General features: G+C 61.2%; 24 protein-coding genes and 1 tRNA gene. 15 read left to right on the top strand and 10 right to left on the bottom strand.

Annotation, left to right across the window (positions count from 1 at the left end):
- The 4 genes from Azoinq_RS02600 (at position 1) to tssH (ending at position 5,229) form a co-directional block, all read left to right on the top strand.
- Positions 1-573 carry a lysozyme gene (locus Azoinq_RS02600; protein WP_216126772.1) on the top strand — a complete coding sequence of 191 codons (573 nt, stop codon included), beginning with the start codon at positions 1-3 and terminating at the stop codon, positions 571-573.
- Positions 560-1,135, top strand: coding sequence for a hypothetical protein (locus Azoinq_RS02605; RefSeq protein ID WP_216126763.1), 576 nt, complete (start codon positions 560-562; stop codon positions 1,133-1,135). Before Azoinq_RS02600 ends, Azoinq_RS02605 begins: the two co-directional genes overlap by 14 nt.
- A gap of 66 nt (positions 1,136-1,201) precedes the next feature.
- Positions 1,202-2,356, top strand: a complete 1,155-nt coding sequence (locus Azoinq_RS02610) for a hypothetical protein (protein ID WP_216126760.1) — start codon at positions 1,202-1,204, stop codon at positions 2,354-2,356.
- Between the two features lie 167 nt (positions 2,357-2,523).
- Entirely contained in the window at positions 2,524-5,229 is a 2,706-nt protein-coding gene (tssH, locus tag Azoinq_RS02615; protein WP_216126759.1) for a type VI secretion system ATPase TssH, read from the top strand.
- A 196-nt stretch (positions 5,230-5,425) separates the two neighbouring features.
- On the opposite strand, the gene Azoinq_RS02620 is transcribed toward tssH, so the two are convergent.
- A tRNA-Leu gene (locus tag Azoinq_RS02620) sits at positions 5,426-5,512 on the bottom strand.
- Positions 5,513-5,612: 100 nt separating this feature from the next.
- Between Azoinq_RS02620 and queA the strand changes: the two genes are divergently transcribed.
- The 6 genes from queA to Azoinq_RS02650 all read left to right on the top strand — a co-directional run bounded on the left by queA (position 5,613) and on the right by Azoinq_RS02650 (position 12,079).
- On the top strand, positions 5,613-6,668 hold the full coding sequence (gene queA / locus Azoinq_RS02625; protein WP_216126749.1) for a tRNA preQ1(34) S-adenosylmethionine ribosyltransferase-isomerase QueA: 1,056 nt from the start codon (positions 5,613-5,615) through the stop codon (positions 6,666-6,668).
- 187 nt (positions 6,669-6,855) lie between these two features.
- Entirely contained in the window at positions 6,856-7,971 is a 1,116-nt protein-coding gene (tgt, locus tag Azoinq_RS02630; protein WP_216126746.1) for a tRNA guanosine(34) transglycosylase Tgt, read from the top strand.
- Positions 7,972-8,063: 92 nt separating this feature from the next.
- Positions 8,064-8,399, top strand: a complete 336-nt coding sequence (gene yajC, locus Azoinq_RS02635) for a preprotein translocase subunit YajC (protein ID WP_216126736.1) — start codon at positions 8,064-8,066, stop codon at positions 8,397-8,399.
- 78 nt (positions 8,400-8,477) lie between these two features.
- Entirely contained in the window at positions 8,478-10,352 is a 1,875-nt protein-coding gene (secD, locus tag Azoinq_RS02640) for a protein translocase subunit SecD (RefSeq protein ID WP_216126734.1), read from the top strand.
- Positions 10,353-10,362: 10 nt separating this feature from the next.
- A complete protein-coding gene (secF, locus tag Azoinq_RS02645) occupies positions 10,363-11,310 on the top strand; it encodes a protein translocase subunit SecF (protein ID WP_216126732.1) in 948 nt (315 codons plus the stop codon).
- A 79-nt stretch (positions 11,311-11,389) separates the two neighbouring features.
- Complete coding sequence (locus Azoinq_RS02650; protein ID WP_216126730.1) at positions 11,390-12,079, top strand: cytochrome b/b6 domain-containing protein; 690 nt, start codon at positions 11,390-11,392, stop codon at positions 12,077-12,079.
- Positions 12,080-12,209: 130 nt separating this feature from the next.
- Here the strand turns inward: Azoinq_RS02650 and Azoinq_RS02655 are convergent, their stop codons facing one another.
- From Azoinq_RS02655 to purB, 3 genes are all read right to left on the bottom strand, one after another.
- Complete coding sequence (locus tag Azoinq_RS02655) at positions 12,210-12,689, bottom strand: c-type cytochrome (RefSeq protein ID WP_216126714.1); 480 nt, start codon at positions 12,687-12,689, stop codon at positions 12,210-12,212.
- A gap of 154 nt (positions 12,690-12,843) precedes the next feature.
- Complete coding sequence (locus Azoinq_RS02660; protein ID WP_216126711.1) at positions 12,844-13,161, bottom strand: DUF2322 family protein; 318 nt, start codon at positions 13,159-13,161, stop codon at positions 12,844-12,846.
- Positions 13,162-13,257: 96 nt separating this feature from the next.
- On the bottom strand, positions 13,258-14,625 hold the full coding sequence (purB, locus tag Azoinq_RS02665) for an adenylosuccinate lyase (protein WP_216126709.1): 1,368 nt from the start codon (positions 14,623-14,625) through the stop codon (positions 13,258-13,260).
- A 218-nt stretch (positions 14,626-14,843) separates the two neighbouring features.
- On the opposite strand from purB, the gene Azoinq_RS02670 reads away from it, so the two are divergent.
- A complete protein-coding gene (locus tag Azoinq_RS02670) occupies positions 14,844-15,452 on the top strand; it encodes a glutathione S-transferase (protein ID WP_216126707.1) in 609 nt (202 codons plus the stop codon).
- Positions 15,453-15,527: 75 nt separating this feature from the next.
- Here Azoinq_RS02670 and Azoinq_RS02675 read toward each other — a convergent pair whose 3' ends face one another.
- Genes Azoinq_RS02675 through Azoinq_RS02700 form a run of 6 tightly spaced genes read right to left on the bottom strand, consistent with a single transcriptional unit; the run spans position 15,528 to position 20,929 of the window.
- Entirely contained in the window at positions 15,528-16,274 is a 747-nt protein-coding gene (locus tag Azoinq_RS02675; RefSeq protein WP_216126706.1) for an SDR family oxidoreductase, read from the bottom strand.
- A 3-nt stretch (positions 16,275-16,277) separates the two neighbouring features.
- The gene (locus Azoinq_RS02680) at positions 16,278-17,576 is read right to left on the bottom strand and encodes an FAD-binding oxidoreductase (RefSeq protein WP_216126693.1); all 1,299 of its coding nucleotides are present in this window, start codon (positions 17,574-17,576) and stop codon (positions 16,278-16,280) included.
- Positions 17,573-18,589 carry a lysylphosphatidylglycerol synthase transmembrane domain-containing protein gene (locus tag Azoinq_RS02685; protein WP_216126679.1) on the bottom strand — a complete coding sequence of 339 codons (1,017 nt, stop codon included), beginning with the start codon at positions 18,587-18,589 and terminating at the stop codon, positions 17,573-17,575. The genes Azoinq_RS02680 and Azoinq_RS02685 overlap by 4 nt, the downstream gene beginning before the upstream one ends.
- Positions 18,586-19,689, bottom strand: coding sequence for a tRNA 2-thiouridine(34) synthase MnmA (mnmA, locus tag Azoinq_RS02690; protein WP_216126676.1), 1,104 nt, complete (start codon positions 19,687-19,689; stop codon positions 18,586-18,588). Before mnmA ends, Azoinq_RS02685 begins: the two co-directional genes overlap by 4 nt.
- Positions 19,686-20,480, bottom strand: a complete 795-nt coding sequence (locus Azoinq_RS02695; RefSeq protein WP_216126660.1) for a hypothetical protein — start codon at positions 20,478-20,480, stop codon at positions 19,686-19,688. The genes mnmA and Azoinq_RS02695 overlap by 4 nt, the downstream gene beginning before the upstream one ends.
- Positions 20,477-20,929, bottom strand: coding sequence for an NUDIX hydrolase (locus Azoinq_RS02700; RefSeq protein WP_216126659.1), 453 nt, complete (start codon positions 20,927-20,929; stop codon positions 20,477-20,479). Before Azoinq_RS02700 ends, Azoinq_RS02695 begins: the two co-directional genes overlap by 4 nt.
- Before the next feature lie 229 nt (positions 20,930-21,158).
- On the opposite strand from Azoinq_RS02700, the gene Azoinq_RS02705 reads away from it, so the two are divergent.
- The 4 genes from Azoinq_RS02705 (at position 21,159) to Azoinq_RS02720 (ending at position 23,813) form a co-directional block, all read left to right on the top strand.
- Complete coding sequence (locus Azoinq_RS02705; RefSeq protein ID WP_216126650.1) at positions 21,159-22,079, top strand: branched-chain amino acid transaminase; 921 nt, start codon at positions 21,159-21,161, stop codon at positions 22,077-22,079.
- Between the two features lie 13 nt (positions 22,080-22,092).
- A complete protein-coding gene (locus Azoinq_RS02710; protein ID WP_216126647.1) occupies positions 22,093-22,290 on the top strand; it encodes a zinc-finger domain-containing protein in 198 nt (65 codons plus the stop codon).
- Positions 22,291-22,377: 87 nt separating this feature from the next.
- Entirely contained in the window at positions 22,378-23,385 is a 1,008-nt protein-coding gene (gene waaF / locus Azoinq_RS02715; RefSeq protein ID WP_216126643.1) for a lipopolysaccharide heptosyltransferase II, read from the top strand.
- Positions 23,382-23,813, top strand: coding sequence for a YybH family protein (locus tag Azoinq_RS02720; RefSeq protein ID WP_216126637.1), 432 nt, complete (start codon positions 23,382-23,384; stop codon positions 23,811-23,813). Before waaF ends, Azoinq_RS02720 begins: the two co-directional genes overlap by 4 nt.
- Positions 23,814-23,815 lie beyond the last annotated feature (2 nt).

Below are 23,815 nucleotides of genomic sequence, written 5' to 3' on the forward strand. Positions count from 1 at the left end.
ATGGCAATTAACAGCACCACCAACGAAAAAACAGAATCTGAAAAAGAAGGCATATCGCCACGCCTGTGGAAGCCCTGGAAAATATCAGATTCTGGATTGAAATTTTTAGCCATTCAGGAAAGTGGAATAGAAAATGGTACATTTTACGACAAGAAACACAAAAAAAAATACCCCGTCACAAATGGATTTATTCTGACATGTTACTTAGACCAAAGAGACCTTCCGACGATCGGAATGGGGCACCTAGTAAAACCGTCAGATAAAATATCAATTGGGGATAGCATACCCTTGGAAAAAGCCCAAGAATTTGCCTCTAACGACTTAGCTTCAATAGAAGAAAAAGTAAACTGCGGCGTAAAAGTTCCATTACACCAGTACGAATATGATTCCTTAGTATCTATAGGCTACAATTGTGGAACAAACGGAATATCAAAATTATTAGAATCCATAAACACAAAAAAGTATTCAGAAATACCCTCAGCAATAGAAAAATACAGAGCAAAAGGAAATTCACGCAGAAGGAAGCAAGAAGCTTCACTATTCTTTTCTGGGGAATACAATGCCAATCATTAAAATTCAAAAAACGCAAAACCTTCTATTGATTATTTCAATAATCTACCCAATCTTTTCTTTGGCTGATGATGGATACGCAAAACTATTTTTTATTTGTTCTAAGTCAACATCGAATCTTACCGTTACAGTTAGGCAGCCCCCCGCGAACGACAAGACATCCGTGATGGCAAAAGAAATTAACTGGCAAAGTTTATTAATAGAAAAAAACAATGGGGGCGTTATAACCAAAAACGGATCAAAGACCAGTACGCACAACTGCGGGCAAGCAACGGTAAAAATAAAATACGGATACGTAAGTAATGACTTCAACGCAGCATCTGGAGCGGACGACTTTCCTCTAGTCGCCCTACATTACAAAAAACAACTAATAATCCCATTTACCGCCATGGAAGCATGTGATGTAACTGACAAACTTGCTCAATCGGCAATGGGAGATTGCTACCACGCATGGGCGGAACAAATATCTATAAATAAAAAAACAAACCTTGCTTTAGTAACAAGAAAAATAACAGACAAAACAAACAACACAAAAGATTTTATAACAAAAATAAAGCTCCCATAAAGCCAAAAACCAACCCAACGAAGACCATAAGTCATGGCCAAGTCGCTTAATTTCTCTCGATCAATCGTGGCTCCACTGATTCTGCTGCCCTCTTTTGCCTTTGCCGATCACTTATTTCGTCCAGTGGGCACCATTTCCCTAAGTAACGGCTATCACGTTGATGTCATGACAGAAAAAGCTGCAGATTGGGGGCAAGCGATCTTTACTCTGTTCAAAGATGGAGATTCCCATCCTATTGCCGTTCAGAGAGCCCCAACATACCCAACAAAAATTTCTCGCCTAGGTTTATTGAATATCGACCTAGACCACAACAATCGTCCAGAATATTTAATTATCGGAGGCGCAGGTGCGGAAACAAGCGATGAAATTACAACAAAGCAACAAATATCTTGGCCATCAGCCAACAACCAAAATACTGATTGGGTATGTGGGTTTACTACTATCATTATCATTCATGATGACATGAAACACATGGATGTCATCAAATACTCTAACGCCGACAATCCTCTCGCATCCTCTTCTTTTCAAGTCATGGGGCCAGATCGCGCCAAAGCAATTATCGGGGGAAAGACAGAGGAAAGGCTAAGTGTAACACCCGGTTTTTTAATTGACATGTGGAAGACGTACGTCAACCACTTTAACCCAGAATGCAAAAAATCTGGCACTGATTTACCGCTTCCTCTTGCCATAAAGGAAATTCCATTAAACGCGCTAAAGTGGCAAGACTATCTCCCCTATTTATTAGAAATGTACGCCAATGCTCAACAGGCTTATCAAGATGCCATTCGAGAAGGGGGTGCAGACTATCGCAAAAAAGCTTTGGGCGTCTTTCGCTTTAGGCATTTCTTTTCCACATTTCCTTTCGATGCAGTAGACCCTGAAAACAAGGAACCACGATACACAGCACTAATGAACGATTATGCGTTTTATTTATACAACTATGACATAGACGGCCTAGATCAACTAAGAAAGGAAAATAAGTCCTCAGAAGTGGATTATTGCGAAAGGAATCTGAGAGAGTCCGCAATTCCAATCTTACAGCATGTATTAAAACGTGAGCCTACCCGCACGGTGGCGTGGCTGAACCTAGCCGACGCCCAATGGGAAGTTCCCGAGCTCCACGCAGAATCAGCCAATACTTATCGCCGATATCTGGATTTACTCCATCGCAGCGCTCCACACAGCAAACCACCAAAACGCGCTTTGCAACGAGCCAAATGACCTCCCATTTATTCAACCGGGTCTTTTTTATAAAGAAAACAATTTGATGGCTAGGCGTTGCCACCCAGATATCCTTTAAAAAAAATAATTACCTGCCAAAGCCATTTATTTTTTCCTTTAATTCTTCAATAGACGGATAACTTTTCATTCCTATCTATAACATCCCCATGACCAACCTAAAATCCCTGATCGCCAAGCTATCTCCCGCTTCCCGCCGTGCCTTGGAGGCTGCAGCCAATGTTGCGTTGTCCCGAACCCACCATGAGGTGGATATTGAGCATGTGTTATTGGAATTACTCAGCCAGGGGGATGGGGATTTACCCCCCATGCTGAAAACCCTGGGGGTGGCAGAAAGCCGGCTGCGGGATGAGTTGATGGGCGGGCTGGCCCGGCTGCGTAGCGGTAATACCCGTAACCCTGTGCTTTCCGAACGCATCCCGCGCTGGCTGGAGGCTTCTTGGCTAATCGCCTCGGTGGATTTTGGCGCCACACAATTACGGGGAGGCTTCCTGTTGCTTGGCTTACTGGCCACCCCGGAATTGTGGCGGTCCGTGGAAAGCTCCTGCGCCAGTTTGACCCGGGTAACGCCCGATCAACTACGGGAATTGCTCCCGGAACTGCTGCGTCGTGCCCCGGAAGCGCGAGTGGCCACCACTGCCACCGAAAAGGATATTTCCGGCAGCGAAGGGGAAAGCGCCCCTACGGGAGCTCTTGGGGCAGGTGTCCCCACGCCCTCTCTGGACCGCTTTACCGTGGATTTGACCACCCAGGCCCGGGCAGGAAAGATCGATCCGGTATTGGGGCGGGAAGGGGAAATTCGTCAGATGGTGGATATTCTCCTGCGGCGGCGCCAGAACAACCCCATCCTCACAGGGGAACCGGGGGTAGGGAAAACCGCCGTAGTGGAAGGCCTGGCCCTGCGCATTGCCGCAGGGGAAGTCCCCGAGCCGCTTCAGAATGTGGCCCTGCGTACCCTGGACCTGGGATTGCTCCAGGCGGGCGCCAGTGTCAAAGGGGAATTTGAGAACCGACTGCGGGGCGTGATCGATGAGGTCAAGGCCAGTCTGGTCCCCATTATTTTGTTCATCGACGAAGCGCACACCATGATTGGCGCCGGAGGCCAGGCAGGGCAAAGCGATGCAGCCAATCTGCTGAAACCCGCCCTGGCCCGGGGAGAACTGCGCACCATCGCCGCCACCACCTGGGCGGAATACAAAAAGTACTTCGAAAAGGATGCGGCCCTGGCCCGACGCTTTCAAGTGGTCAAAGTGGAAGAGCCGGACGAAGAAAACGCCATCCAAATGCTGCGGGGAGTGGTCGGCACCATGGAGACCCACCATCGGGTGCGCATTCTGGACGAAGCGGTGGTGGAAGCGGTAAAGCTCTCCGCCCGCTACATCGCCGGGCGCCAACTGCCGGACAAGGGGGTAAGTGTTCTGGATACGGCCTGCGCCCGGGTCGCCCTTTCCCGAGCATCCAAACCGGCGGTGGTGGAAGATTTGACACGGCTGGTGGAAAACGTGGATCGGGAAATCGCCGCCCTGGGCCGGGAACAGGACGAGGCCGCCCACGGCCCTCGCCTTAAGGAGCTGGCGGCCCGCAAGGAGGAACTGGCGAAGAGCCTGAAAGAGGCCCAAGACGCCCAGGCCGCCCAGCAAGCCCTGATCGACACCATTCAGGAAACCCGCCAGGCCCTGGCAGCACTCCCTCCGGAAGGCGCCGAAGCCCCCAAGGGCAAACGCAAGGCAGGGAGCCAGGAAAGCCAGCGGGCGCAATTACGGGCAACCCTCCAGGCCACCCAAGCCCAGCTCCATGAATTGCACCAGCAAAGCCCCCTGGTCTATGACTGTGTGGACGGAGCAACGGTGGCTGAAATCGTGTCAGCCTGGACCGGCATTCCCCTGGGACGCATGTTGAGCGATGAAATCGACAATGTGCGCCGCCTCCAGGACCTGCTGGAACAAAGGGTCGTGGGGCAAAACCACGCCCTGGCCTTGATTGCCCGGCGACTGCGCATTGCCCGGGCTAATCTGGAAGATCCGGGGAAACCCAAGGGCGTTTTTCTCCTCGTCGGCCCCTCTGGCGTCGGCAAAACGGAAACGGCCCTGGCCCTGGCCAATGAGCTTTATGGAGGAGAACGGAATCTGGTCTGCATCAATATGTCCGAGTACCAGGAAGCTCATAGCGTTTCCGGCCTGAAGGGCTCCCCTCCGGGGTACGTGGGCTACGGTGAAGGAGGCGTGCTCACAGAAGCGGTGCGCCGCCGCCCCTACAGCGTAGTGCTGCTGGACGAGGTGGAAAAGGCCCACCCGGACGTACTGGAGCTGTTTTTCCAGGTGTTCGACAAGGGAGTGTTGGAAGATGCGGAAGGCCGAGAGGTGGATTTCCGTAACACGGTCATCCTGCTCACCTCCAACGTGGGCACCCAGCTCATCATGCAGGCCGTGGAACACGGGGTCACGGTGAACGGCCAATCCCGGGCCCCCACCCCGGAAGACCTGGCTGAATTACTGCGCCCCGACCTGCAAAAAGCCTTCAAACCAGCGTTTCTCGGACGGCTCAATGTGGTGCCTTATTACCCGGTTCAGGATGACGTAATGAAGCGCATCATCCGCCTCAAGCTGGAACGGGTTCGGGCCCGAATCGAGGCCAATCACGGTGCCAGGCTGGACTTTGGTGACGCCCTGGTGGAGCTCATTGCCAGCCGCTGCACCGAAGTGGATAGCGGTGCCCGCAATGCGGATGCCATCATTGCGGACACCGTTCTCGCCAATCTTTCCGACGCAGTTCTAGAGCGCATGGCGGCGGGGGAACCGGTGCGCAAGATCAGCCTCAAGGTCAAAAAGGACAAACTCAGCGTCAGCGTCGCCTGACCCGGGGTAGCTAAAGAAGAAGGCCGCCCTTATCCGGCGGCCCTCTTGTTGGTAGAACCGCCGCCATGTCCGGGTTTGGGGGGGAGGGGGAGTCTATGAGACAATCCGGCTCCTTTTCTGGGCTTATGGGGCAGAAAAAGGCAACAGGGCGCAGGCGGAAACGAACGCAGCCTGAGCAGAAATACCTAAGGGAATTTGGTGCCGAGAGAGGGACTCGAACCCTCACGTTGTTACCAACGGCGGATTTTGAATCCGCTGCGTCTACCGATTCCGCCACCTCGGCATGAGAAGCGCCGGGAGATTTCCCGGGCTGGGGAAGGCGCGCATTATCGCTTATTCCCCCCGGCCCCACAAGCCGTTAAAACCATCCACCGTATTTTTTCATGTCAGCCTCCGAACTTACCCTCGACGATTTCGATTTTCCCCTTCCCCCGGAATTGATTGCCCAGCATCCGGCCGCCCAACGCACCGCCAGCCGCCTACTCCATGTGGACGGTAACCAACTGGAGGACCGGCATTTTGCCGACCTGCCCCAGTTCCTGGCCCCGGGGGATTTGCTGGTCTTCAATGACACCAAGGTCATCAAGGCCCGCCTGCTGGGGCGCAAGGAAAGCGGCGGCCAGGTGGAAGTGATGCTGGAGCGCATTGTGGACGCCCATCACGCCCTGGCCCTAGTGCGGGCCAGCAAATCCCCCAAGCCCGGCTCCCGGCTGATTCTGGATGAAGCCTTCGCCCTCACCTGCACCGGCCGCCAAGGCCAGTTTTTCGAGCTGGAGCTAGCGCCAGGGGATGGGGATTTGTGGCAACTGGCCGAAGCCCACGGCCGCCTGCCCCTGCCCCCCTACATTACCCACACGCCGGAGGCGGAGGACCAGTCCCGCTATCAGACGGTCTATGCCAAACACCCGGGGGCCGTGGCCGCCCCCACGGCCGGGCTCCATTTCGATGAGGCCCTGCTGGCCACCCTGGCCGCCCAGGGCATCCAACAAGCTTGGCTGACCCTCCATGTGGGGGCCGGCACCTTCCAGCCCGTGCGGGAAGACCGCATCGCGGACCACCAGATGCATAGCGAACGTTACAACGTGCCCGAAGCCACCGCCCAGGCCATTCGGGACACCCGGGCTCGGGGCGGCCGGGTCGTCGCCGTGGGCACCACCTCCATGCGCACCCTGGAGGCTGCTGCCTTGGGGGACGGCACGGTACGGGCGGGGAGCGGGGAAACGGACATTTTCATCACCCCGGGCTATCGCTTCCAGACCGTGGATCGGCTCATCACCAACTTCCACCTGCCCCGCTCCACCCTGCTCATGCTGGTTTCCGCCTTTGCGGGCATGGAACCCATCCGCCGGGCCTACGCCCACGCGGTGGCAGAGCGCTACCGGTTTTTCAGCTATGGGGACGCCATGTTGCTGGAAAAGGCGGCGCCGACCCAGGGCTGAGGAGCCCAGGGCGCCTTCGGGCACCCCGTCCTCTTCCCCTTAAGGCCAGGAGCCTTACCCCGACGGAGGCGGAGGGATTGGAACCCTTCACCCACCCTTTTCCCCTTAAGATGGGGCCTTTGCCCCTTCCCTGATCCGGCACCACCCTTGGCGCCCTTTCCCGGCCGCCGCTTTACCAGGACTTGCCATGCACTACGAACTACTCACCACCGACGGACAGGCCCGGCGCGGCCGCCTCACCCTCGCCCACGGCGTTGTAGAAACCCCCGTGTTTATGCCCGTGGGTACCTACGGCTCGGTCAAGGCCATGACGCCCCAGATGCTGCGGGACATCCAGGCCCAGATCTGTCTGGGCAACACCTTCCACCTCTGGCTGCGGCCGGGGCTGGAAGTCATCCAGGCCCATGGCGGCCTGCATCGTTTCATGGGCTGGGAAAAGCCCATTCTCACCGACTCCGGCGGCTTCCAGGTCTTTTCCCTGGGGGCTCTGCGCAAAATCAGCGAAGAGGGGGTGAAATTCCAGTCTCCCCTGAACGGGGACCGACTCTTCCTCACCCCGGAAGTGTCCATGGCCATTCAGAAGGTCCTCAATTCGGACATTGTGATGAGCTTTGACGAATGCACCCCCTTCCCCGCCACCCGGGACCAGGCGGCGGATTCCATGCGCCTCTCCCTGCGCTGGGGCAAGCGCTCCCGGGACGAATTCAACCGACTGGAAAATCCCAACGCCCTCTTCGGCATTGTCCAGGGCGGCATGTATGAAGACCTGCGGGACGAATCCCTGGCCGGACTCACCCAGATCGGCTTCGACGGCTACGCCATCGGCGGTCTTTCCGTAGGGGAACCCAAGGAGGACATGTTCCGGGTGCTGGGCCACATCGCCCCCCGCCTCCCCGCCGACCGGCCCCGGTACCTGATGGGGGTGGGTACGCCGGAAGACATAGTGGAAGGGGTGACCCAGGGGGTGGATATGTTCGACTGCGTCATGCCCTCCCGTAACGCCCGCAACGGCTGGCTATTCACCCGCTATGGCGACGTGAAGATCAAAAACGCCGCCTATCGCCAGGATCTACGTCCCCTGGACGAAAGCTGCGACTGCTATACCTGCCGCAATTTCACCCGGGCCTACCTGCACCATCTGTTCCGGGTAGGGGAAATCCTGGGGGCCCAGCTCAACACCATCCACAACCTGCGCTATTACCAGGTACTCACCGGGGAACTGCGGGAAGCCATTGCCGCCGGGCGTTTGACGGAATACCGGCAACGCTTTGCCACGGACCGGGCGAGAGGGCCCCTGGCCTAGGCGTCAGGGGGCATTCCACCGACACGGCAGGGTCATGGACCGGTGGTACAATGGCCCGTTTAATCCATCACCAATCCGAGAGGAGTTAGACCGTGCTGATTAGCGCCGCTTATGCGCAACAGGCCGGCCAGGCCGCCGCTACCGATCCCGTCAGTGGGATCATGTCCTTTCTGCCCATGATCGTCATTTTCGCCATTTTCTGGCTGCTGATGATCCGCCCCCAAATGAAGCGCGCCAAGGAACACAAAGCCTTGCTGGGCGCCATGCAGAAGGGTGACGAAGTGGTGACCCAGGGCGGCATTGCCGGCCGGGTAACCAAGGTGGGCGAGGAATACGTCCACGTGGAAATTGCTCCGGAAACGGAAATCGTGGTGCAAAAGCCCGCCGTGCAGATCATTCTGCCCAAAGGCACTCTGAAGTCCCTCTAAGAACGCGACGCCAGGGCGGGAGCAATTCCCGCCCGTTGTTTTTGGCCGCGCCTCTTTTCTTGCGCGAAGAAACACACTATGAATCGCTACCCCCTCTGGAAATACATCACCGTTGCCGTGGCGCTGGTGATCGGCTTCCTTTACACCCTGCCCAATTTCTTCGGCGAATCGCCGGCGGTGCAGGTCTCCCCCACCCACGTCACCATCAAGGTGGATAACCAGCTCCTGGCCCGGGTCGAAGGCACCCTGAAAGACGCGGGCGTGACCAGCGAAGGCATTTTCCTGGACAGCAACGGGGTCAAGGCCCGCTTCCGGGATACGGATACCCAGCTGAAAGCCAAGGATCTACTGGAAAAAGCCTTCAATCCCGATCCGGCCAACCCGGAATACGTGGTGGCCCTGAATCTGCTCTCCGCCACTCCCCAATGGCTCACCAGCATGGGCGCCCTGCCCATGTACCTGGGCCTGGACCTGCGGGGCGGGGTGCACTTCCTGCTGCAAGTGGATATGCAGGGGGCCCTGACCAAGCGTCTGGATTCCACCGCCGCCGACCTGCGCAGCCTGCTGCGGGACAAGAACATCCGCCACGCGGGCATTGACCGGCAGGGTAGCGGGGTCATCATCCGCTTCCGGGACGAAGACACCCTGAAGGCTGCCCAGACCGCCATTGAAGACAATCAGGCGGATCTGCAACTGGCGGAAAGCGGCAGCGGCTCCGATCTGAAGCTCTACGCCACTATGAAGCCGGAAGCCATCAAGCGCATCCAGGACTTCGCCATCAAGCAGAACATCACCACCCTGCACAACCGGATTAACGAACTGGGCGTGGCCGAGCCGGTGATCCAGCAACAGGGCGCTGACCGTATCGTGGTGCAGCTCCCCGGGGTGCAGGACACGGCCAAGGCCAAGGACATCCTGGGCCGCACCGCCTCCCTGGAAATCCGCATGGTGGATGACGATCCCAGCGCCATTGAAGCCGCTCGGGCCGGACAGACGCCCTTCGGCGACGAAATCTATTCGGAGCGGGCCGGCCTGCCCATCCTGGTGAAGAAGCAGGTGGTGCTCACCGGGGATCGGCTCACGGACGCCCAACCCGGCTTCGACGGCCAAACCCACGAACCGGCGGTGCACCTCACCCTGGATTCCGCCGGCGCCCGGATTTTCAAGGACGTGACCCGGGATAACGTGGGCAAGCGCATGGCCATCCTGCTCATCGAAAAGGGCAAGGGGGAAGTGGTGACCGCTCCGGTGATCCGGGGTGAAATCGGCGGCGGCCGGGTGCAGATCAGCGGCAAGATGAGCACCCAGGAAGCCAGCGACACCGCCCTGCTGCTCCGGGCCGGTTCCCTGGCCGCCCCCATGGACATCGTGGAAGAACGGACCATCGGCCCGTCCCTCGGCGCGGACAACATCAAGAAGGGCTTCCACTCCAATCTGTGGGGCTTCTCCGCCATCGCCATTTTCATGATCCTGTACTACATGGTCTTCGGCATGGTCTCCGTGGCGGCCCTGGCTTCCAACCTGCTGTTCCTGGTGGCCATTCTCTCCATGTTGCAGGCCACCCTGACCCTGCCCGGGATCGCGGCTATCGCCCTGACCCTGGGGATGGCCATCGACTCCAACGTGCTGATCAACGAGCGGATCCGGGAAGAGCTGCGTAACGGGGCCAGTCCCCAGGCGGCCATCTCCGCCGGTTACGAACGGGCTTTCGATACCATCATCGACTCCAACATCACCACCCTGATTGTGGGGATCATGCTCCTGGCCTTCGGTTCCGGCCCCATCCGGGGCTTTGCCGTGGTCCACTGCCTGGGCATCCTCACCTCCATGTTCAGTTCCGTGGTGGTCTCCCGGTCCCTGGTGAATCTGATCTACGGCCGCCGTCGCAAGCTGGAAAAACTGGCCATCGGCCAAATCTGGAAGCCCGGCAACGTTGCCGGCAGCGCCAAGTAAGGAAACCGCCATGGAATTCTTCCGCATTCACAAAGACATTCCCTTCATGCGCCATGCGCTGGTGTTCAACGTCATTTCGGCGATTACCTTCGTAGCGGCCATTTTCTTCCTCGCCACCCGGGGCCTCCACCTGTCCGTGGAATTCACCGGGGGCACCCTGATCGAAGTCCATTACAGCCAGGCCGCCGATCTGGAGAAAATGCGGGGCGCCCTAGAACACTCGGGCTACAGCGATTTCTCCGTGCAGAATTTCGGTTCCTCCGAGGATGTGCTGATTCGCCTGCCCCTGAAGGGCGAACAGAACACCGCCAAGCTGGGTGAATCCGTCATGGGCGCCCTCCACGCCGAGGACGCTTCCGCCTCCCTGCGCCGGGTGGAATTCGTGGGGCCCCAGGTGGGTCAGGAACTGGCCACCAACGGGGCCCTGGCCCTGCTCCTGGTGGTCATCGGCATCATCATCTACCTGGCCTTCCGCTTTGAATGGCGCTTCTCCATTTCCGCCATCATCGCCAACCTGCACGACGTGGTGATCATCCTGGGCTTCTTCGCCTTCTTCCAGTGGGAATTTTCCCTCTCGGTGCTGGCGGCGGTCCTGGCCGTGCTGGGCTATTCGGTGAATGAATCCGTGGTGGTGTTCGACCGGGTGCGGGAAACCTTCCGCAAGGTGCGGGGCTTAAGCACCCATGAGGTGCTAGACCATGCCATTACCAGCACCATCTCCCGGACCATCATCACCCACGGTTGTACCCAGATGATGGTGCTCTCCATGCTGGTCTTCGGCGGCGAAACCCTGCACTACTTCGCCCTGGCCCTGACCATCGGCATCTGCTTCGGGATTTACTCCTCCGTGCTGGTGGCCAGCCCCCTGGTGATGTGGCTGGGGGTTTCCCGGGAGCAGTTCATCAAGCCCCTCAAGGCCAAGGACCCCAACGTGAGTTCCGACGGCGCCTGCGTCTAAGGCGCGCCAGTCGTACCGGACAGGCCTTCATGCTCTTTGGCGTGAAGGCCTTTTTTCTTTTCTCCTTCGGAGTATCCCCATGAGTGACACACAGCAAATCAAATTATGGGACCTGCCCACCCGCCTCTTCCACTGGACCCTGGCCGCCGCCGTCATCGCCGCCATCGTCACCGGCCATGTGGGGGGCAACGCCATTGAATGGCACGGCCGTCTGGGCCTGCTGGTGGTAGGCCTGGTAGTGTTCCGCCTGGTGTGGGGCTTTATCGGTTCCACCTACGCCCGCTTCGCCACCTTTTTCCCCACCCCCGCCGGTATCCGCCGCTACCTGAAAGGCCAATGGCAAGGCGTGGGCCACAATCCCCTGGGGGCCCTCTCTGTTTTCGCCCTCCTCGCCCTGACCGCCTGCCAGGTGGGCACCGGGCTCTTCGCCAATGACGACATCGCCTTCCAGGGCTATCTCTTCAACCTGGCGGGCAAGGACCTGTCCGATACCCTCTCGGGCATCCACGAGCTGTGCGGCAATCTGCTCACCGGCCTGATCGTGCTCCACGTGGCCGCCATCGTTTTCTATTTCCACATGCGCCACCACAACCTGGTACGCCCCATGATTACCGGCAAAGCTCCCGCCCCCGCAGGGACGCCGGATGCCCAGGGCGGCCGCCTAGTGGCCTTTATCGTGGCCCTGGTCCTGGCCCTGGCCGCCGTATGGGGCGCCAGCGGCACCTGGCTGCCCGCCCCGCCCCCCACCACCAGCAATCAGGACTGGTAGGCACGGGGAAAGGCGTCAGGAAACCCCTTTCCTCCGCCCCAAAGAAAAAGCCGCCCAAGGGCGGCTTTTTCTTTGGTCACAGCGGTTTGGCCACTAGGACCAAGAGCCCGCTGGGGTGAAATCCCGGGGCTTATTCCTTTTCCCGGAACTTGTCGTGGCAGGACTTGCAGGCTTCCCCGGTCTTGCCGAAGGCCACCTTGACGGCCCCCGCATCACCGCTGGCAGCAGCCCGGGCCAGTTCGTTGGTGGCCTTGGAAAGGCCGATGGCCAGTTCCTTCACCTTTTCCGGCTGCTTGAAGAGTTCGGGCTTCACATGGGTATGCACCCCGGCACCAGCCTTGTCGGAACCGGCGGGATAGAGGGCGCCCATGCCGGAATTGGCGATGGCGTTAATGGTGTTGGCAGCGGCGGCCACCTGTTCCTTGTTGTAGTTGCCCGCCAGATTTCCCTTGATCTTGCCCATGTTCCAGGCCATGAACTTGTAACCGGCCTGCCGGGTGACAATGGCTTCATCGGTGGGGCTCATGTTTTCCCGGGCCAGGGCCAGGGAAGCACTGCCGACCAGGGTGGCGCCAAGCACCAGGGAAACGAGCAAAGAAGAAGACTTCATGGGTGATACCTCCAGGTTGGGTTGAGCGGAAGGGTCTTCCCGGACGGGAAGCCCGTTTCTTCTGGGTAAATTATAGAGCCCCCACCCCCGGGTCATGCCGTGGGGATGGTAAAGATAGGTAAAAGGAACGCTGAGGAACGCCAGCCCATCCCGCCTAGAGATTGAAAACGTGCTTGACCCGCAGGGTGGCGCCGCTGGCGATCACTTGCAGCAGCCGGTCGATATTGGGGTGCTTGCCCGGATGGCGCTTGGCATCTTCCCCATGTTCGGCAAACAGTTCCACCCCTTTTTCCGCCGCCTGGGGGGTAATGGCCCCATAGGTCTGGGCCAAGTGGTTATAGACCGCCAGGGAACCCTGGCTGCCCGGCTTGTTTTCGATCAGGCCCACGGCGTTGCCCTCCCCATCCAGCAGGTTGATGGCGGACAGATGGGAAACGCCGGGTAGTTTTTTCAGGTTTTCGGCAAAACTCATGGAAGGAACTCCGGTTTGGGGTTAGGAAAGAAAAACGGCCCCGCAAGGCCGTTTTCAAAGCAGGGAAGGCGGAGGCGGCACCGCCCCCGGCCCGGGTTAAATACGCTTGGCCAGCTCGGCAGCCTTACCCGTGTAATCCCAGGGGGTAAGCTGCAACAGGGATTCCTTGGCGGCCTCCGGAATCTCCAGGCTGCGCACGAAATTCTGCATGTCTTCCCGGGAAACCCGATGCCCCCGGGTCAGTTCCTTCAGCTTTTCGTAGGGATTGGCAATGCCGTAGCGGCGCATCACGGTCTGGATGGGCTCGGCCAGCAGTTCCCAGTTGGCGTCCAGGTCCGTCTGCATGTTCTCGGGCCGGGCTTCCAGCTTGCCCAAGCCCTTGAGCAGGGAATCGTAGCCCAGGAGGGTGTAACCCAGACCCACCCCCATGTTGCGCAGCACGGTGGAGTCGGTCAGATCCCGCTGCCAGCGGGAGATAGGCAGCTTTTCCGCCAGATGGCGCAGCACCGCGTTGGCCAGCCCCAGATTGCCTTCGGAATTTTCGAAGTCGATGGGATTGACCTTGTGGGGCATGGTGGAAGAGCCCACTTCCCCGGCCTTGACCTTCTGTTTGAAGAAGCCCAGGGAAATGTAGCCCCACACGTCCCGGTCCAGGTCGATGAGGATGGTGTTGGCCCGGGCGTAGGCGTCAAAAAGCTCCGCCATGGCGTCGTGGGGCTCGATCTGGATGGTGTAGGGATTGAATTCCAGCCCCAGGCTTTCCACAAAGCGCTTGGCGAAGCCTTCCCAGTCAAAGCCCGGGTAGGCGGCCAGGTGGGCGTTGTAGTTGCCCACTGCCCCGTTGATCTTGGCGGTGAGGGACACCCCGGCAATGCGGCTGTAAGCCCGGCCCAGGCGATAGGCGCCGTTGGCCATTTCCTTCCCCAGGGTGGTGGGGGTAGCCGGCTGGCCGTGGGTACGGGCCATCATGGGCACTTCGGCCAGCAGATGGGCCAGTTCCCGCAGCCGTTCCACCACCTTGCCCAGGGTAGGCAGCAGCACCTCTTCCCGGGCCGCCTTGAGCATGAGGGCGTGGGACAGGTTGTTGATATCCTCGGAAGTGCAGGCGAAGTGGATGAATTCCCCCACCTTCATCACTTCCTGGTTATGGGCCAGGCGCTTCTTGATCCAGTATTCCAGGGCCTTCACGTCATGGTTGGTGACGGCCTCGATTTCCTTCACTTCCGCCGCCTGTTCAGGGCCGAAAGCCCCTACCAAGGCATCCAGTTCCGCCACGGTGGCCGGGGAAAAGGCCGGAATTTCGGCGAAATGGGGTTCGGCGGCCAGGGCCTTAAGCCATTCGATTTCCACCTGCAGGCGGCGGTGGATCAGCCCGTATTCGGAAAATTGGGGACGCAGGGCATCCACCTTGGCGGCGTAGCGGCCGTCCAGGGGAGACAGGGCTGTAAGAGCAGTGAAAGACATGAATAGCATCCTATTGAAACGAGGGCGGAATTTTACCTGTCGGGGCTCCCTCCGGGCAAACCGGCCGTTCCCCCGACCCCGGCGAAAACGCCGGGAACACGGCAGAAGGGCCCGCCGATGCTATAATCGGGGCGCAACAAAAATGACATAGCGACACCAGATCGGCTCGTTCCATAAAGCCTTTATCCTAGCCCCGGCAGTTCCCTACAAGAGCGCCCATGAAACTGATCGGCACAACCACCAGCCCCTTCGTACGCAAAGTCCGCGTCGTGCTGGCGGAAAAGAAAATCGAAGCGGAATTCCAGATCGACTCCCCCTGGACTCCCGACACCCATGTTCCCGATGTGAATCCCCTGGGCAAAATTCCGGTCCTGATCCTGGATGACGGCAGCCCCATGTTCGATTCCCGGGTCATTGTGGAATACCTGGACAACGTCACCCCCAACAACAAGCTCATGCCTGCCCCCAACCGGGAGCGGATGGAAGTGAAGCGTTGGGAAGCCCTGGCGGACGGGGTCTGTGAGGCCGGGGTAGCCGCCTTCCTGGAAGGCAAGCGCCCCAAGAACGAAAAAAGCCCGGCCTGGATCAAGCGTCAGCGGGAAAAAATCACCCGCAGCCTGGACTTTATGGCCGGGGAACTGGGGGAAGGTACCTGGTGTATGGGTACCCACTTCTCCCTGGCCGATGTGGCCGTGGGCGTAGCCCTGGGCTACCTGGATTTCCGCTTCCCCGATATCGACTGGCGGGTGGCCCATCCGGGACTGGCCCGGGTGTACGAAAAGCTCATGCAACGCCCCTCCTTCGCCGAGACGGTGCCCCAGGAATAAGCCTCCAGGCCCCCAAAGAAAAAGCCGCCGCATTCGGCGGCTTTTGCGTTCACGGTCACCGGCCGTGACCGTCCCTCAAAGCTTGAGACGCTTAAAAATGGTCTCCGGCACGTGGCGGATGATGAACATGATGAAGCGCCAGAAGCTGGGCACATAGACCACGTCGTCCCCTTCCGATACCGCTTCCACGATGCGGGCCGCCACGGTTTCCGGCTTGGCCCACAGGGGGCCCTTGGGGAAAGCAGCGGTCATGGGGGTATCCACAAAGCCGGGCTTCACCAGCAGCACCCGCACCCCCAGGGGAAAGAGGCGATTACGCAGGCCCTGGAAGAAATGGTCCACCAGACCCTTGGCGGCCCCATAGACGTAGTTGCTCTGACGCCCCCGGTCCCCGGCCACGGAGCCGATGGCAGCCAGGGTGCCCCGCCCCCGCTCGGCAAAATACTGGCCGAAGCGGGTGGCCAGGGCCACCACACTGGTGCCGTTGTTGGCGATTTCCGCCAGGGTCTTTTCCACCGAGGCTTCACAGGCCACCTGATCCGGCAGGGTGCCGTGGGCGATGAAGAGCACATCCACTTCCCCCAGGGTATCCCGGGCATGCTGTAACAGGGCCCCGTGGGCAGCCACATCGGTGGCGTCCATTACATAGGTGGCAATGGTGCAGGATTGGCCCCCGGCCCGGACCTTAAGATCCGTGGCAATGTCTTCCAGGCGCTGGGGATTACGCCCCACCAGCAGCAGGGAATTGCCCAGGGTGGCCCAGAGACGGGCGCAGCGTTCCGCAATGGCCGAGGTGGCGCCGACGATGACGATATTGCTCATGGCTTACTCCATCATCCGACGCCGGAAGTCGGACGAAAATTGGGGGTCGATAAAGTTCTGAAAGCGTTCCCACTGGGGATAACCCTGGCGGAACAGGCTGGCGGGCATACGGGCGTCCTTGGCCGGATAGAGGCGCCCCCCGGCCTGGGCCACCAGGCTGTCCAGCACCTGGAAGAGCTGCCGGGTCTTGTCCCCCAGATTGGGGAAATCCAGGGCCAGGGTAACCCCAGGCTGGGGAAAGGAGAGCATGCCCGGGCTGGACACGTCCCCAAAGGTTTTCAGCACCGCCAGGAAGGAGCCCTGGCCGCTTTTGGCAATGGCTCGGAGCATGGCCGCCACCCCGTCCCGCCCCACTGCCGGGGGCAGCACGCACTGGTACTGGTAAAAGCCTTTGCGGCCGTAGAGCCGGTTCCAGTGCAGCACCGCGTCCAGAGGATAAAAGTAGGGCTCGTAGTGCATCAGCCCCCCGGGCCGCCCCAGGGGCTTGCGGGCATAAACCGCGTTAAAGAGCCGCAGGCTCAGATTATTGATCAGGGAAATGGGGGGCTGGACCGGCACATTGCGGGGATGGCTGCGGTATTTGGGCAAGCGGGAAACCGGCCCGGCGTGATCCCCGGCCATGAAAATGCCCCGGCCCAGTTGGGGCCCCTTGGCCAGGCAGTCGATCCAGGCCACCGTGTAGGCGTGTTGGGCCTCCGCCTCCTGATTGATGGCGAAAAATTCGTCCAGATTGCCGAAGCGGGTGCTGGTGACGGAGAGGAAGGGATGGTGAATGGGGATCAGGCGCAACTCGGCCCAGGTAATCAGGCCGGTAAGACCCAGGCCCCCCACTGTGGCGGCGAACCACTCCGGATTCACCTCCGGGGAGCACCAGCTGCGGGAACCGTCGCTGCGCAGCAGCTCCAGCCCCCCCACATGGCAGCCGAAGGTGCCCGCCCCATGGTGATTTTTGCCATGGACGTCATTGGCGATGGCGCCTCCCACGGTAACGAACTGGGTCCCCGGGGTGACCGGCAAAAACCAGCCCTGGGGCACGGCCAGGGCCAGGATGTCGGACAGCAGCACCCCGGCCTCGCAACGCAAAACGCCCGTGGCCGCATCGAAAAAGAGGAACCGGTCCAGGGCCCGGGTCAGCACCAGGCCGCCGTCCCCGTTCAGACACACGTCCCCGTAACTGCGGCCGTTACCCTGGGGAATGAGGCTCACCTCATCCCGGGGCAGAAGGGCATGGCGATCCGCCAGGGGAAACACCCGCCGGGGCGGCCGGGAAGGCAGATTGCCCCAGGAAGGATAGGGATTCATGAAGACGCTCCGGAAAGACGGATTTCCCGCTGCTGCCGCCCCAGGGCCACAATGCCCAGGACCACGGCAAACCACAGGGTAGCCAGACGGGTAATGAGGGTCACGGTCACCGCCAGGGGATGGGCCACCCCCTGCCAGACCAGCAGTCCGATCATCACCGCCTCGCTACCCCCCAGCCCGCCGGGCAGGAAGGAGAGGCCGCCGATGAGCATGGCAAAGGAGTAAATAAAGACCGCCATGGGCAGGCTCACCTGGCAATCCAGGCGCACCAGCAGCCAATGAAAAGCCAAGGCCTCCGCCCCCCAGGCCGCCACCCCCAGCACCAGGGCCAGGGCCAGGGTGGGCCAGGCGAAGCAGCGGCGGAAGCTCAGCACCAGCTGGCACAGATGGCCCAGCAGCACAAAGATCCGGCCCCGGCGCCCCTCACTCCACCGTTCCACCAGGGCAATCCAGCCCGGGTATTGGACCGCAAAGAGCAGTACCCCCACCCCGGCCACAATGGCCAGAAGCAGGCTGGCTCCCGCCGGGTAATGCCAGAAACCCAGGGAAGAGAGAATGAGGATGCCCATGAGATCGGCGCACCGCTCCGAGAAAAACGCCGCCGTGCTGGCCAAAAGGCCGATGCCATAGGGCTTGAGCAGGGCGCCCCGGAGCAGTTCCCCCAACTTGCCCGGGCTGGTGGTCAGGGCAAAACCGGCGAAATAGATGCGCAGGCTGGGGCGCCAGGCCGGCGCACCGCCCAGGAGATGGAGGTAATGCTGCCAGCGTACGAAACGCAGGGAGTAATTGACCAGAGAGAGGGCCAAGAGGCCCAGGGCCACCCCAGGGCCAATACGGTTCAGGGCGGCGGCAATGGCATCCCAACCGGCCCAGACGGACAGGGCCAGATAGCCCAGCACGGCCAGAATGACGGTAATCAGGGAGAGGCGCAGGGTACGGGGGGAAAGGAACCCGGCCACGCTGTCCCGGGATTCCCCTGGGTCCCGAGAGGGCTGCAATTCGGGAGCGCTCATTGGATGATGCCGCCTCCCAGGCAGACCCGGGATTCATAAAGCACCACGGACTGGCCCGGGGTGACCGCCCACTGGGGTTCGGCAAATTTCACCGTGCAGGCCTCATCCCCCACCCGTTCCACCTCGCAGGGGGCATCCTCCTGGCGATAGCGGGTTTTGGCGTTGTACACCCAGTGGGCATGGGGCGCCCGGCCCGCCACCCAGGACAAATCCCGGGCTTCCAGCTCGCTCCGGTAGAGGGCCGGATGGTCGTGGCCCTGAACCACATAAAGAATGTTGCGGGCCACGTCCTTGCGGGCCACGAACCAGGCGTCGTGTTCCCCGCCGCTGCCCTTGAGGCCGCCGATGTGCAAGCCCTTGCGCTGGCCCAAGGTGTGGTAGGTCATACCGTCGTGTTCCCCCAGGACCCGATCCGTATCCAGATCCCGGATTTCCCCCAGCTTGGGGGGCAGGTAATGCATGAGGAAGTCCTTGAAGGGCCGTTCTCCGATAAAGCAGATGCCCGTGGAATCCTTCTTAGCCGCCACGTGGAGACCGGCGTCCAGAGCCATTTTGCGCACATCCCGCTTATACACGTCGGCTAGGGGAAAGAGAGCCTTGGAAAGCTGGGCCTGGTTCAGGCGATGGAGGAAATAGCTTTGATCCTTGGTGCCGTCCTCCGCCTTGAGGAGCTGGTACTCCACCCCCAGGCCGCTGGGGCTGGGCACTTCCCGCACCCCGGCGTAATGGCCCGTGGCGATTTTGTCCGCCCCCAGGGTGAGGGCGTGTTCCAGGAAGGCCTTGAACTTGATTTCCGAATTGCACAGCACGTCCGGATTGGGGGTGCGCCCGGCCTGGTATTCCCGGAGAAATTCGGAAAACACCCGTTCCTTGTATTCCTGGGCGAAATTCACCACTTCCACGTCAATGCCGATGGTGTCCGCCACGCTCATCACGTCGATCAGATCCTGGCGGGAGGAGCAGTATTCCTCCGTGTCGTCGTCTTCCCAGTTTTTCATGAACAGGCCGATCACCTTCCAGCCCTGGCGCTTCAGCAGCAGGGCCGCCACGGAGGAATCCACCCCGCCGGACATGCCCACCACTACGGTCTTTTCCTTCATGGTTTTTCCTTTACCTGTGTTTGCTTGGCCGCCAAACGGGCCAGGGCGGCCTGGAGCGCCTCGGGCAGCAGTCCGCCCCTGGTGGGAGCCCCTGCCTTGGCGGGCGCCCCCACCTTGATGGGCGCCGGTACCTTGGCGGGGACCGGGCCCGGGGGCACCGGGTCCCCTTCCACCATTTCCCGGGGATATTGGAGCAGGGGCTGGCCCGGTTCCCCGGGCAGGCTCCGGTGGATCACCTCCGGATCCCGCCCGGCCCGCCAGTCCGCCAGGGGCAGCACTTCCGCCGGGTCCCCGTTGTCGCCGAACCAGCTATCCACCGCATACAGTTCCCCGCTGGCCTTGTCCCGCAGCACCGCCGTCCAGTGGTCCATGACCAGGAAGCGGCTGCGCATGACCCGGGGCTGAATGGTGTGGAAGCGGAGGCGACCGGAGGCCACCAGCATTTCCAAAAAATGGGTGGTGGTGGTGGAGTGGTCGATGCAGTCCATGCGCCCTTCCACCCCGTCATCCTCCGTATTGCCCCCCTTGTCCTGCCAGATGGGGGTACGGGTCCCCGCATAGCGGTAGAGCCGGCCAATCACCTCCCCCAGGGCCGCCCGTTCAGCGGCGGCATCCTTTACCCCGACCAGGGGCGCGGCGGCGGCCGCCAGCACCGCGGGGGGAAAGGGAACGGCGGTCTCCATCCGGCAGCCATAGTCGTAGCAGACCGTGGCCGTCGGTTCCGCCCCCCGGACCGGGCCGGAGAGCACCAGGGCCAAGCCCAACAGCCAGGGAACCGGACGTCCGATCATTGGGGATTGTCGGTGAGAAGGTCCAGGGGATAGCGCTTACCCGCGGCGTAATCCTCAATGCAGCGCAGGATCATGGGGCTACGGTGCCGGGCGGCGGTGGCCCGGACTTCGTCCAGGGTCATCCAGCGGGCCGCCACAATCCCCTCGTCCAGAGCCCGGCCCACCTCTTCCCCGGTGATTTCCCCGGCGAAATTGAAGCGCAGATAGGTCATGTCCTTGGTGGGATGGGGCCAGCGGTAGATGCCCACCAGGGCCGTGGGCCGGAAATGGTAGGCGGTTTCTTCCAGGGCTTCCCGGATGCAGGCGTCCACCAGGCTTTCCCCTTCTTCCAGGTGTCCGGCGGGCTGGTTGAACTGGAGGCCGAATTCGGTTTCCTCTTCCACCAACAAAAAGCGACCGTCCCGCTCCACTACGGCGGCCACGGTCACATGGGGTTTCCAACGGGTCATGGGGGTGTCGAAAAAGCAAAAGACGCATTTTACCTTGTTGCTTCCGGGAAGGTGGGGCCGGGACCGGCAGGCGCCGCTCCGCCCCCCGCCACCCCTCGCAAACGCCCCGTGGGCCGGGCCTTAGCCCCCCCTTGCCCCGCCCCGCCCCGGGGGGCGCCCATGCAGGCGGGGTCGAAATCGGCTAGAATCCTGAGCTTTAGAAAATACGCAAGCGAATTGGAGAAGCAACATGTCTATGTCGGATCGTGACGGTTTTATCTGGATGGACGGCAAGTTGGTGCCCTGGCGGGAAGCCAGCACCCACGTTCTCACCCACTCCCTCCATTACGGTATGGCCGTATTTGAAGGGGTGCGGGCCTATAAGACCGTCAAGGGCACCGCCATTTTCCGTCTCCAGGACCACACCGCCCGCTTGATGCGCTCCGCCCACATCTTCCAGATGAAGATGCCCTTTGACGCCCAGACCCTGGACGAAGCCCAGAAGGAAGTGGTGCGTTCAAACAAGCTGGAATCCTGCTATCTGCGCCCCATCGCCTTCTACGGCTCGGAAAAGATGGGGGTGTCCCCCAAGGGCGCCCAGGTGCACGTGGCCATCGCCGCCTGGCCCTGGGGTGCCTACCTGGGCGAAGAAGCCCTGGAACGGGGTATCCGCATCAAGGTGTCCTCCTACACCCGGCACCACGTGAATATCGCCATGGTGCGGGCCAAGGCTTCCGCCAACTATCTGAATTCCATCCTAGCCAATAACGAAGTGACCGCCGCCGGTTACGACGAAGCCGTGCTGCTGGACCCGGAAGGCTACATCTGCGAAGGTTCCGGGGAAAACGTGTTCATCGTGCGCAAGGGCGTGCTCTACACCCCGGACCTGACCTCCTGTCTGGAAGGCATCACCCGGGACACCATCATCCAGCTGGCCGGTGAAATGGGCATCAAGGTGGTGGAAAAGCGCATCACCCGGGACGAAATGTACAGCGCCGACGAAGCCTTCTTCTGCGGTACCGCCGCCGAAATCACCCCGATCCGGGAACTGGACGACCGGGTCATCGGCGTCGGCCACCGGGGCCCGGTGACCAAGGCCCTGCAAGACAAATTCTTCGACTTGGTGAATGGCCGCAGCGACACCCACGCCGACTGGCTGGCCCTGGTTTAAGGAGACCTCCCCCATGAGCGACAAGCAAGACGCCCTGACGGTCGAAGTGACCGCCGCCGACCTGCCCCTCCACTGCCCCACCGCCGAGGCCCCCCTGTGGGCCCGGCATCCCCGGGTATTCCTGGATGTCACCAAAACGGGGGAAGTCACCTGCCCCTATTGCAGCGCCCACTACGTCTTCAAGGGCGAACTGCCCAAGGGCCACCACTAAGGCTCGCCGGGGCGGCAGCCCGGGTCCGGAACGCGCCTCGCGTTGCCGCTCCCACCGGTCGCCGCCCCGCCTCTTCCTCTCCCGCCTATGCAAGGCCTGATCGTCGCCCCCGCCTGGATCGGCGATGCCGTCCTCGCCCAGCCCCTATTTCAGCGGCTGAAAGAACGTCATCCCGATCTGGAGCTGGACGCCCTGGCCCCCACCTGGGTGGCCCCCGTCCTGGCCCGGATGCCGGAAATCCGGCACACCCACGCCAGTCCCTTCGCCCACGGCCAGCTGGCCCTGGGGGAACGCTGGCACCTGGCCCGGCAACTGGCCGCCCAGGGCTATGACGCCGCCTGGGTGCTGCCCAATTCCCTGAAATCCGCCCTCATCCCCTGGATGGCCGGTATTCCCCTGCGGGTGGGTTACACCGGGGAAGCCCGCTACGGCATTCTGAACCGGCGCCACACCCTGGACAAAAAGGCCACCCCCCTGATGGCGGAGCGCTTCGCTCAGCTGGCGGAAGCCCCGGGTGCCGCCCTGGCCCGGCCCCTGCCCCAGCCCCGGCTGATCAGCGATCCGGACCAGCGCCAGGCCACCCTGGACGCCCTGGAACTGGAGCGCCCCATCAAACTGGCCGTGTTCTGCCCCGGGGCCGAGTACGGCCCGGCCAAACGCTGGCCCCCCCGCCATTTCGCCGCCCTGGCCGCCCTTCTGGGGGAACAGGGCTGGTGCGTGTGGCTCCTGGGTTCCCCCAAGGACAAGGCCGTGGGGGAAGAAATCGCCGCCCTGGCCCCGGGCCGGGTACGCAATCTCTGCGGCCGCACCCGGCTGGATCAGGCCATCGACCTCCTGGCCCAGGCGGATCATGTGGTCTGCAACGATTCGGGCCTGATGCACGTGGCCGCCGCCCTGGGCCGCCCCCTCACTGCCCTCTACGGCTCTTCCTCCCCGGGCTTCACCCCGCCCCTGTCGGACAAGGCGGGGGTTCTCTCCCTGGGCCTGGAATGCTCCCCCTGCTTCAAGCGGGAATGCCCCCTGGGCCATTTGCGCTGTCTGGAAGACCTGGGCCCCCTGAAGGTGCTGGCCGCCATAGAGGAGGCCCGGTCATGAGTGACAGCCCCCGTTTTGCCACCCCGGAGGAGGTGGAAAACGCCTTTTACGAAGCCTGGGAGCGGGGCGACCTGGAAGCCCTGATGGCGGTCTGGGCCGACGACGAGGATGTGGTCTGCATCCACCCCGGCAGCCCCCGGCTCACCGGCCACGCCCAGATCCGGGAAACCTGGCAGCAGATCCTCAGCCAGGCCCCCAACTTCAGCGTCCGCCTGCTCCAGCGCATCCGCTGGCAGGGCGGTCTGCTGGCCATCCACAGCCTGCACGAACAATTCCTGATCCCGGGAGGCGACGCCGAAGTGGAGCCGGTTCTGGCCACCAACGTCTATGTGCGGGGCGGGGACGGCTGGCGCCTCCTGTCCCACCACGCTTCCAACGCCCCCGAGCTGCCCGACAGCCTGGGGGAGGTCCCCCGGGTACTGCACTGACC

This window comes from Azospira inquinata, from assembly GCF_018905915.1.
Taxonomy (GTDB): Bacteria; Pseudomonadota; Gammaproteobacteria; order Burkholderiales; family Rhodocyclaceae; genus Azospira; species Azospira inquinata.

Coding starts and splice junctions, on each gene's coding strand:
- mnmA (WP_216126676.1), bottom strand. CDS start 19,689: ATGAAGGAAAAGACCGTAGTGGTGGGCATGTCCGGCGGGGTGGATTCC.
- Azoinq_RS02655 (WP_216126714.1), bottom strand. CDS start 12,689: ATGAAGTCTTCTTCTTTGCTCGTTTCCCTGGTGCTTGGCGCCACCCTG.
- Azoinq_RS02600 (WP_216126772.1), top strand. CDS start 1: ATGGCAATTAACAGCACCACCAACGAAAAAACAGAATCTGAAAAAGAA.
- Azoinq_RS02650 (WP_216126730.1), top strand. CDS start 11,390: ATGAGTGACACACAGCAAATCAAATTATGGGACCTGCCCACCCGCCTC.
- Azoinq_RS02710 (WP_216126647.1), top strand. CDS start 22,093: ATGAGCGACAAGCAAGACGCCCTGACGGTCGAAGTGACCGCCGCCGAC.
- secF (WP_216126732.1), top strand. CDS start 10,363: ATGGAATTCTTCCGCATTCACAAAGACATTCCCTTCATGCGCCATGCG.
- Azoinq_RS02720 (WP_216126637.1), top strand. CDS start 23,382: ATGAGTGACAGCCCCCGTTTTGCCACCCCGGAGGAGGTGGAAAACGCC.
- Azoinq_RS02705 (WP_216126650.1), top strand. CDS start 21,159: ATGTCTATGTCGGATCGTGACGGTTTTATCTGGATGGACGGCAAGTTG.
- tgt (WP_216126746.1), top strand. CDS start 6,856: ATGCACTACGAACTACTCACCACCGACGGACAGGCCCGGCGCGGCCGC.
- tssH (WP_216126759.1), top strand. CDS start 2,524: ATGACCAACCTAAAATCCCTGATCGCCAAGCTATCTCCCGCTTCCCGC.
- queA (WP_216126749.1), top strand. CDS start 5,613: ATGTCAGCCTCCGAACTTACCCTCGACGATTTCGATTTTCCCCTTCCC.
- Azoinq_RS02605 (WP_216126763.1), top strand. CDS start 560: ATGCCAATCATTAAAATTCAAAAAACGCAAAACCTTCTATTGATTATT.
- Azoinq_RS02670 (WP_216126707.1), top strand. CDS start 14,844: ATGAAACTGATCGGCACAACCACCAGCCCCTTCGTACGCAAAGTCCGC.
- secD (WP_216126734.1), top strand. CDS start 8,478: ATGAATCGCTACCCCCTCTGGAAATACATCACCGTTGCCGTGGCGCTG.
- Azoinq_RS02680 (WP_216126693.1), bottom strand. CDS start 17,576: ATGAATCCCTATCCTTCCTGGGGCAATCTGCCTTCCCGGCCGCCCCGG.
- Azoinq_RS02700 (WP_216126659.1), bottom strand. CDS start 20,929: ATGACCCGTTGGAAACCCCATGTGACCGTGGCCGCCGTAGTGGAGCGG.
- waaF (WP_216126643.1), top strand. CDS start 22,378: ATGCAAGGCCTGATCGTCGCCCCCGCCTGGATCGGCGATGCCGTCCTC.
- purB (WP_216126709.1), bottom strand. CDS start 14,625: ATGTCTTTCACTGCTCTTACAGCCCTGTCTCCCCTGGACGGCCGCTAC.
- Azoinq_RS02675 (WP_216126706.1), bottom strand. CDS start 16,274: ATGAGCAATATCGTCATCGTCGGCGCCACCTCGGCCATTGCGGAACGC.
- Azoinq_RS02685 (WP_216126679.1), bottom strand. CDS start 18,589: ATGAGCGCTCCCGAATTGCAGCCCTCTCGGGACCCAGGGGAATCCCGG.
- Azoinq_RS02695 (WP_216126660.1), bottom strand. CDS start 20,480: ATGATCGGACGTCCGGTTCCCTGGCTGTTGGGCTTGGCCCTGGTGCTC.
- Azoinq_RS02660 (WP_216126711.1), bottom strand. CDS start 13,161: ATGAGTTTTGCCGAAAACCTGAAAAAACTACCCGGCGTTTCCCATCTG.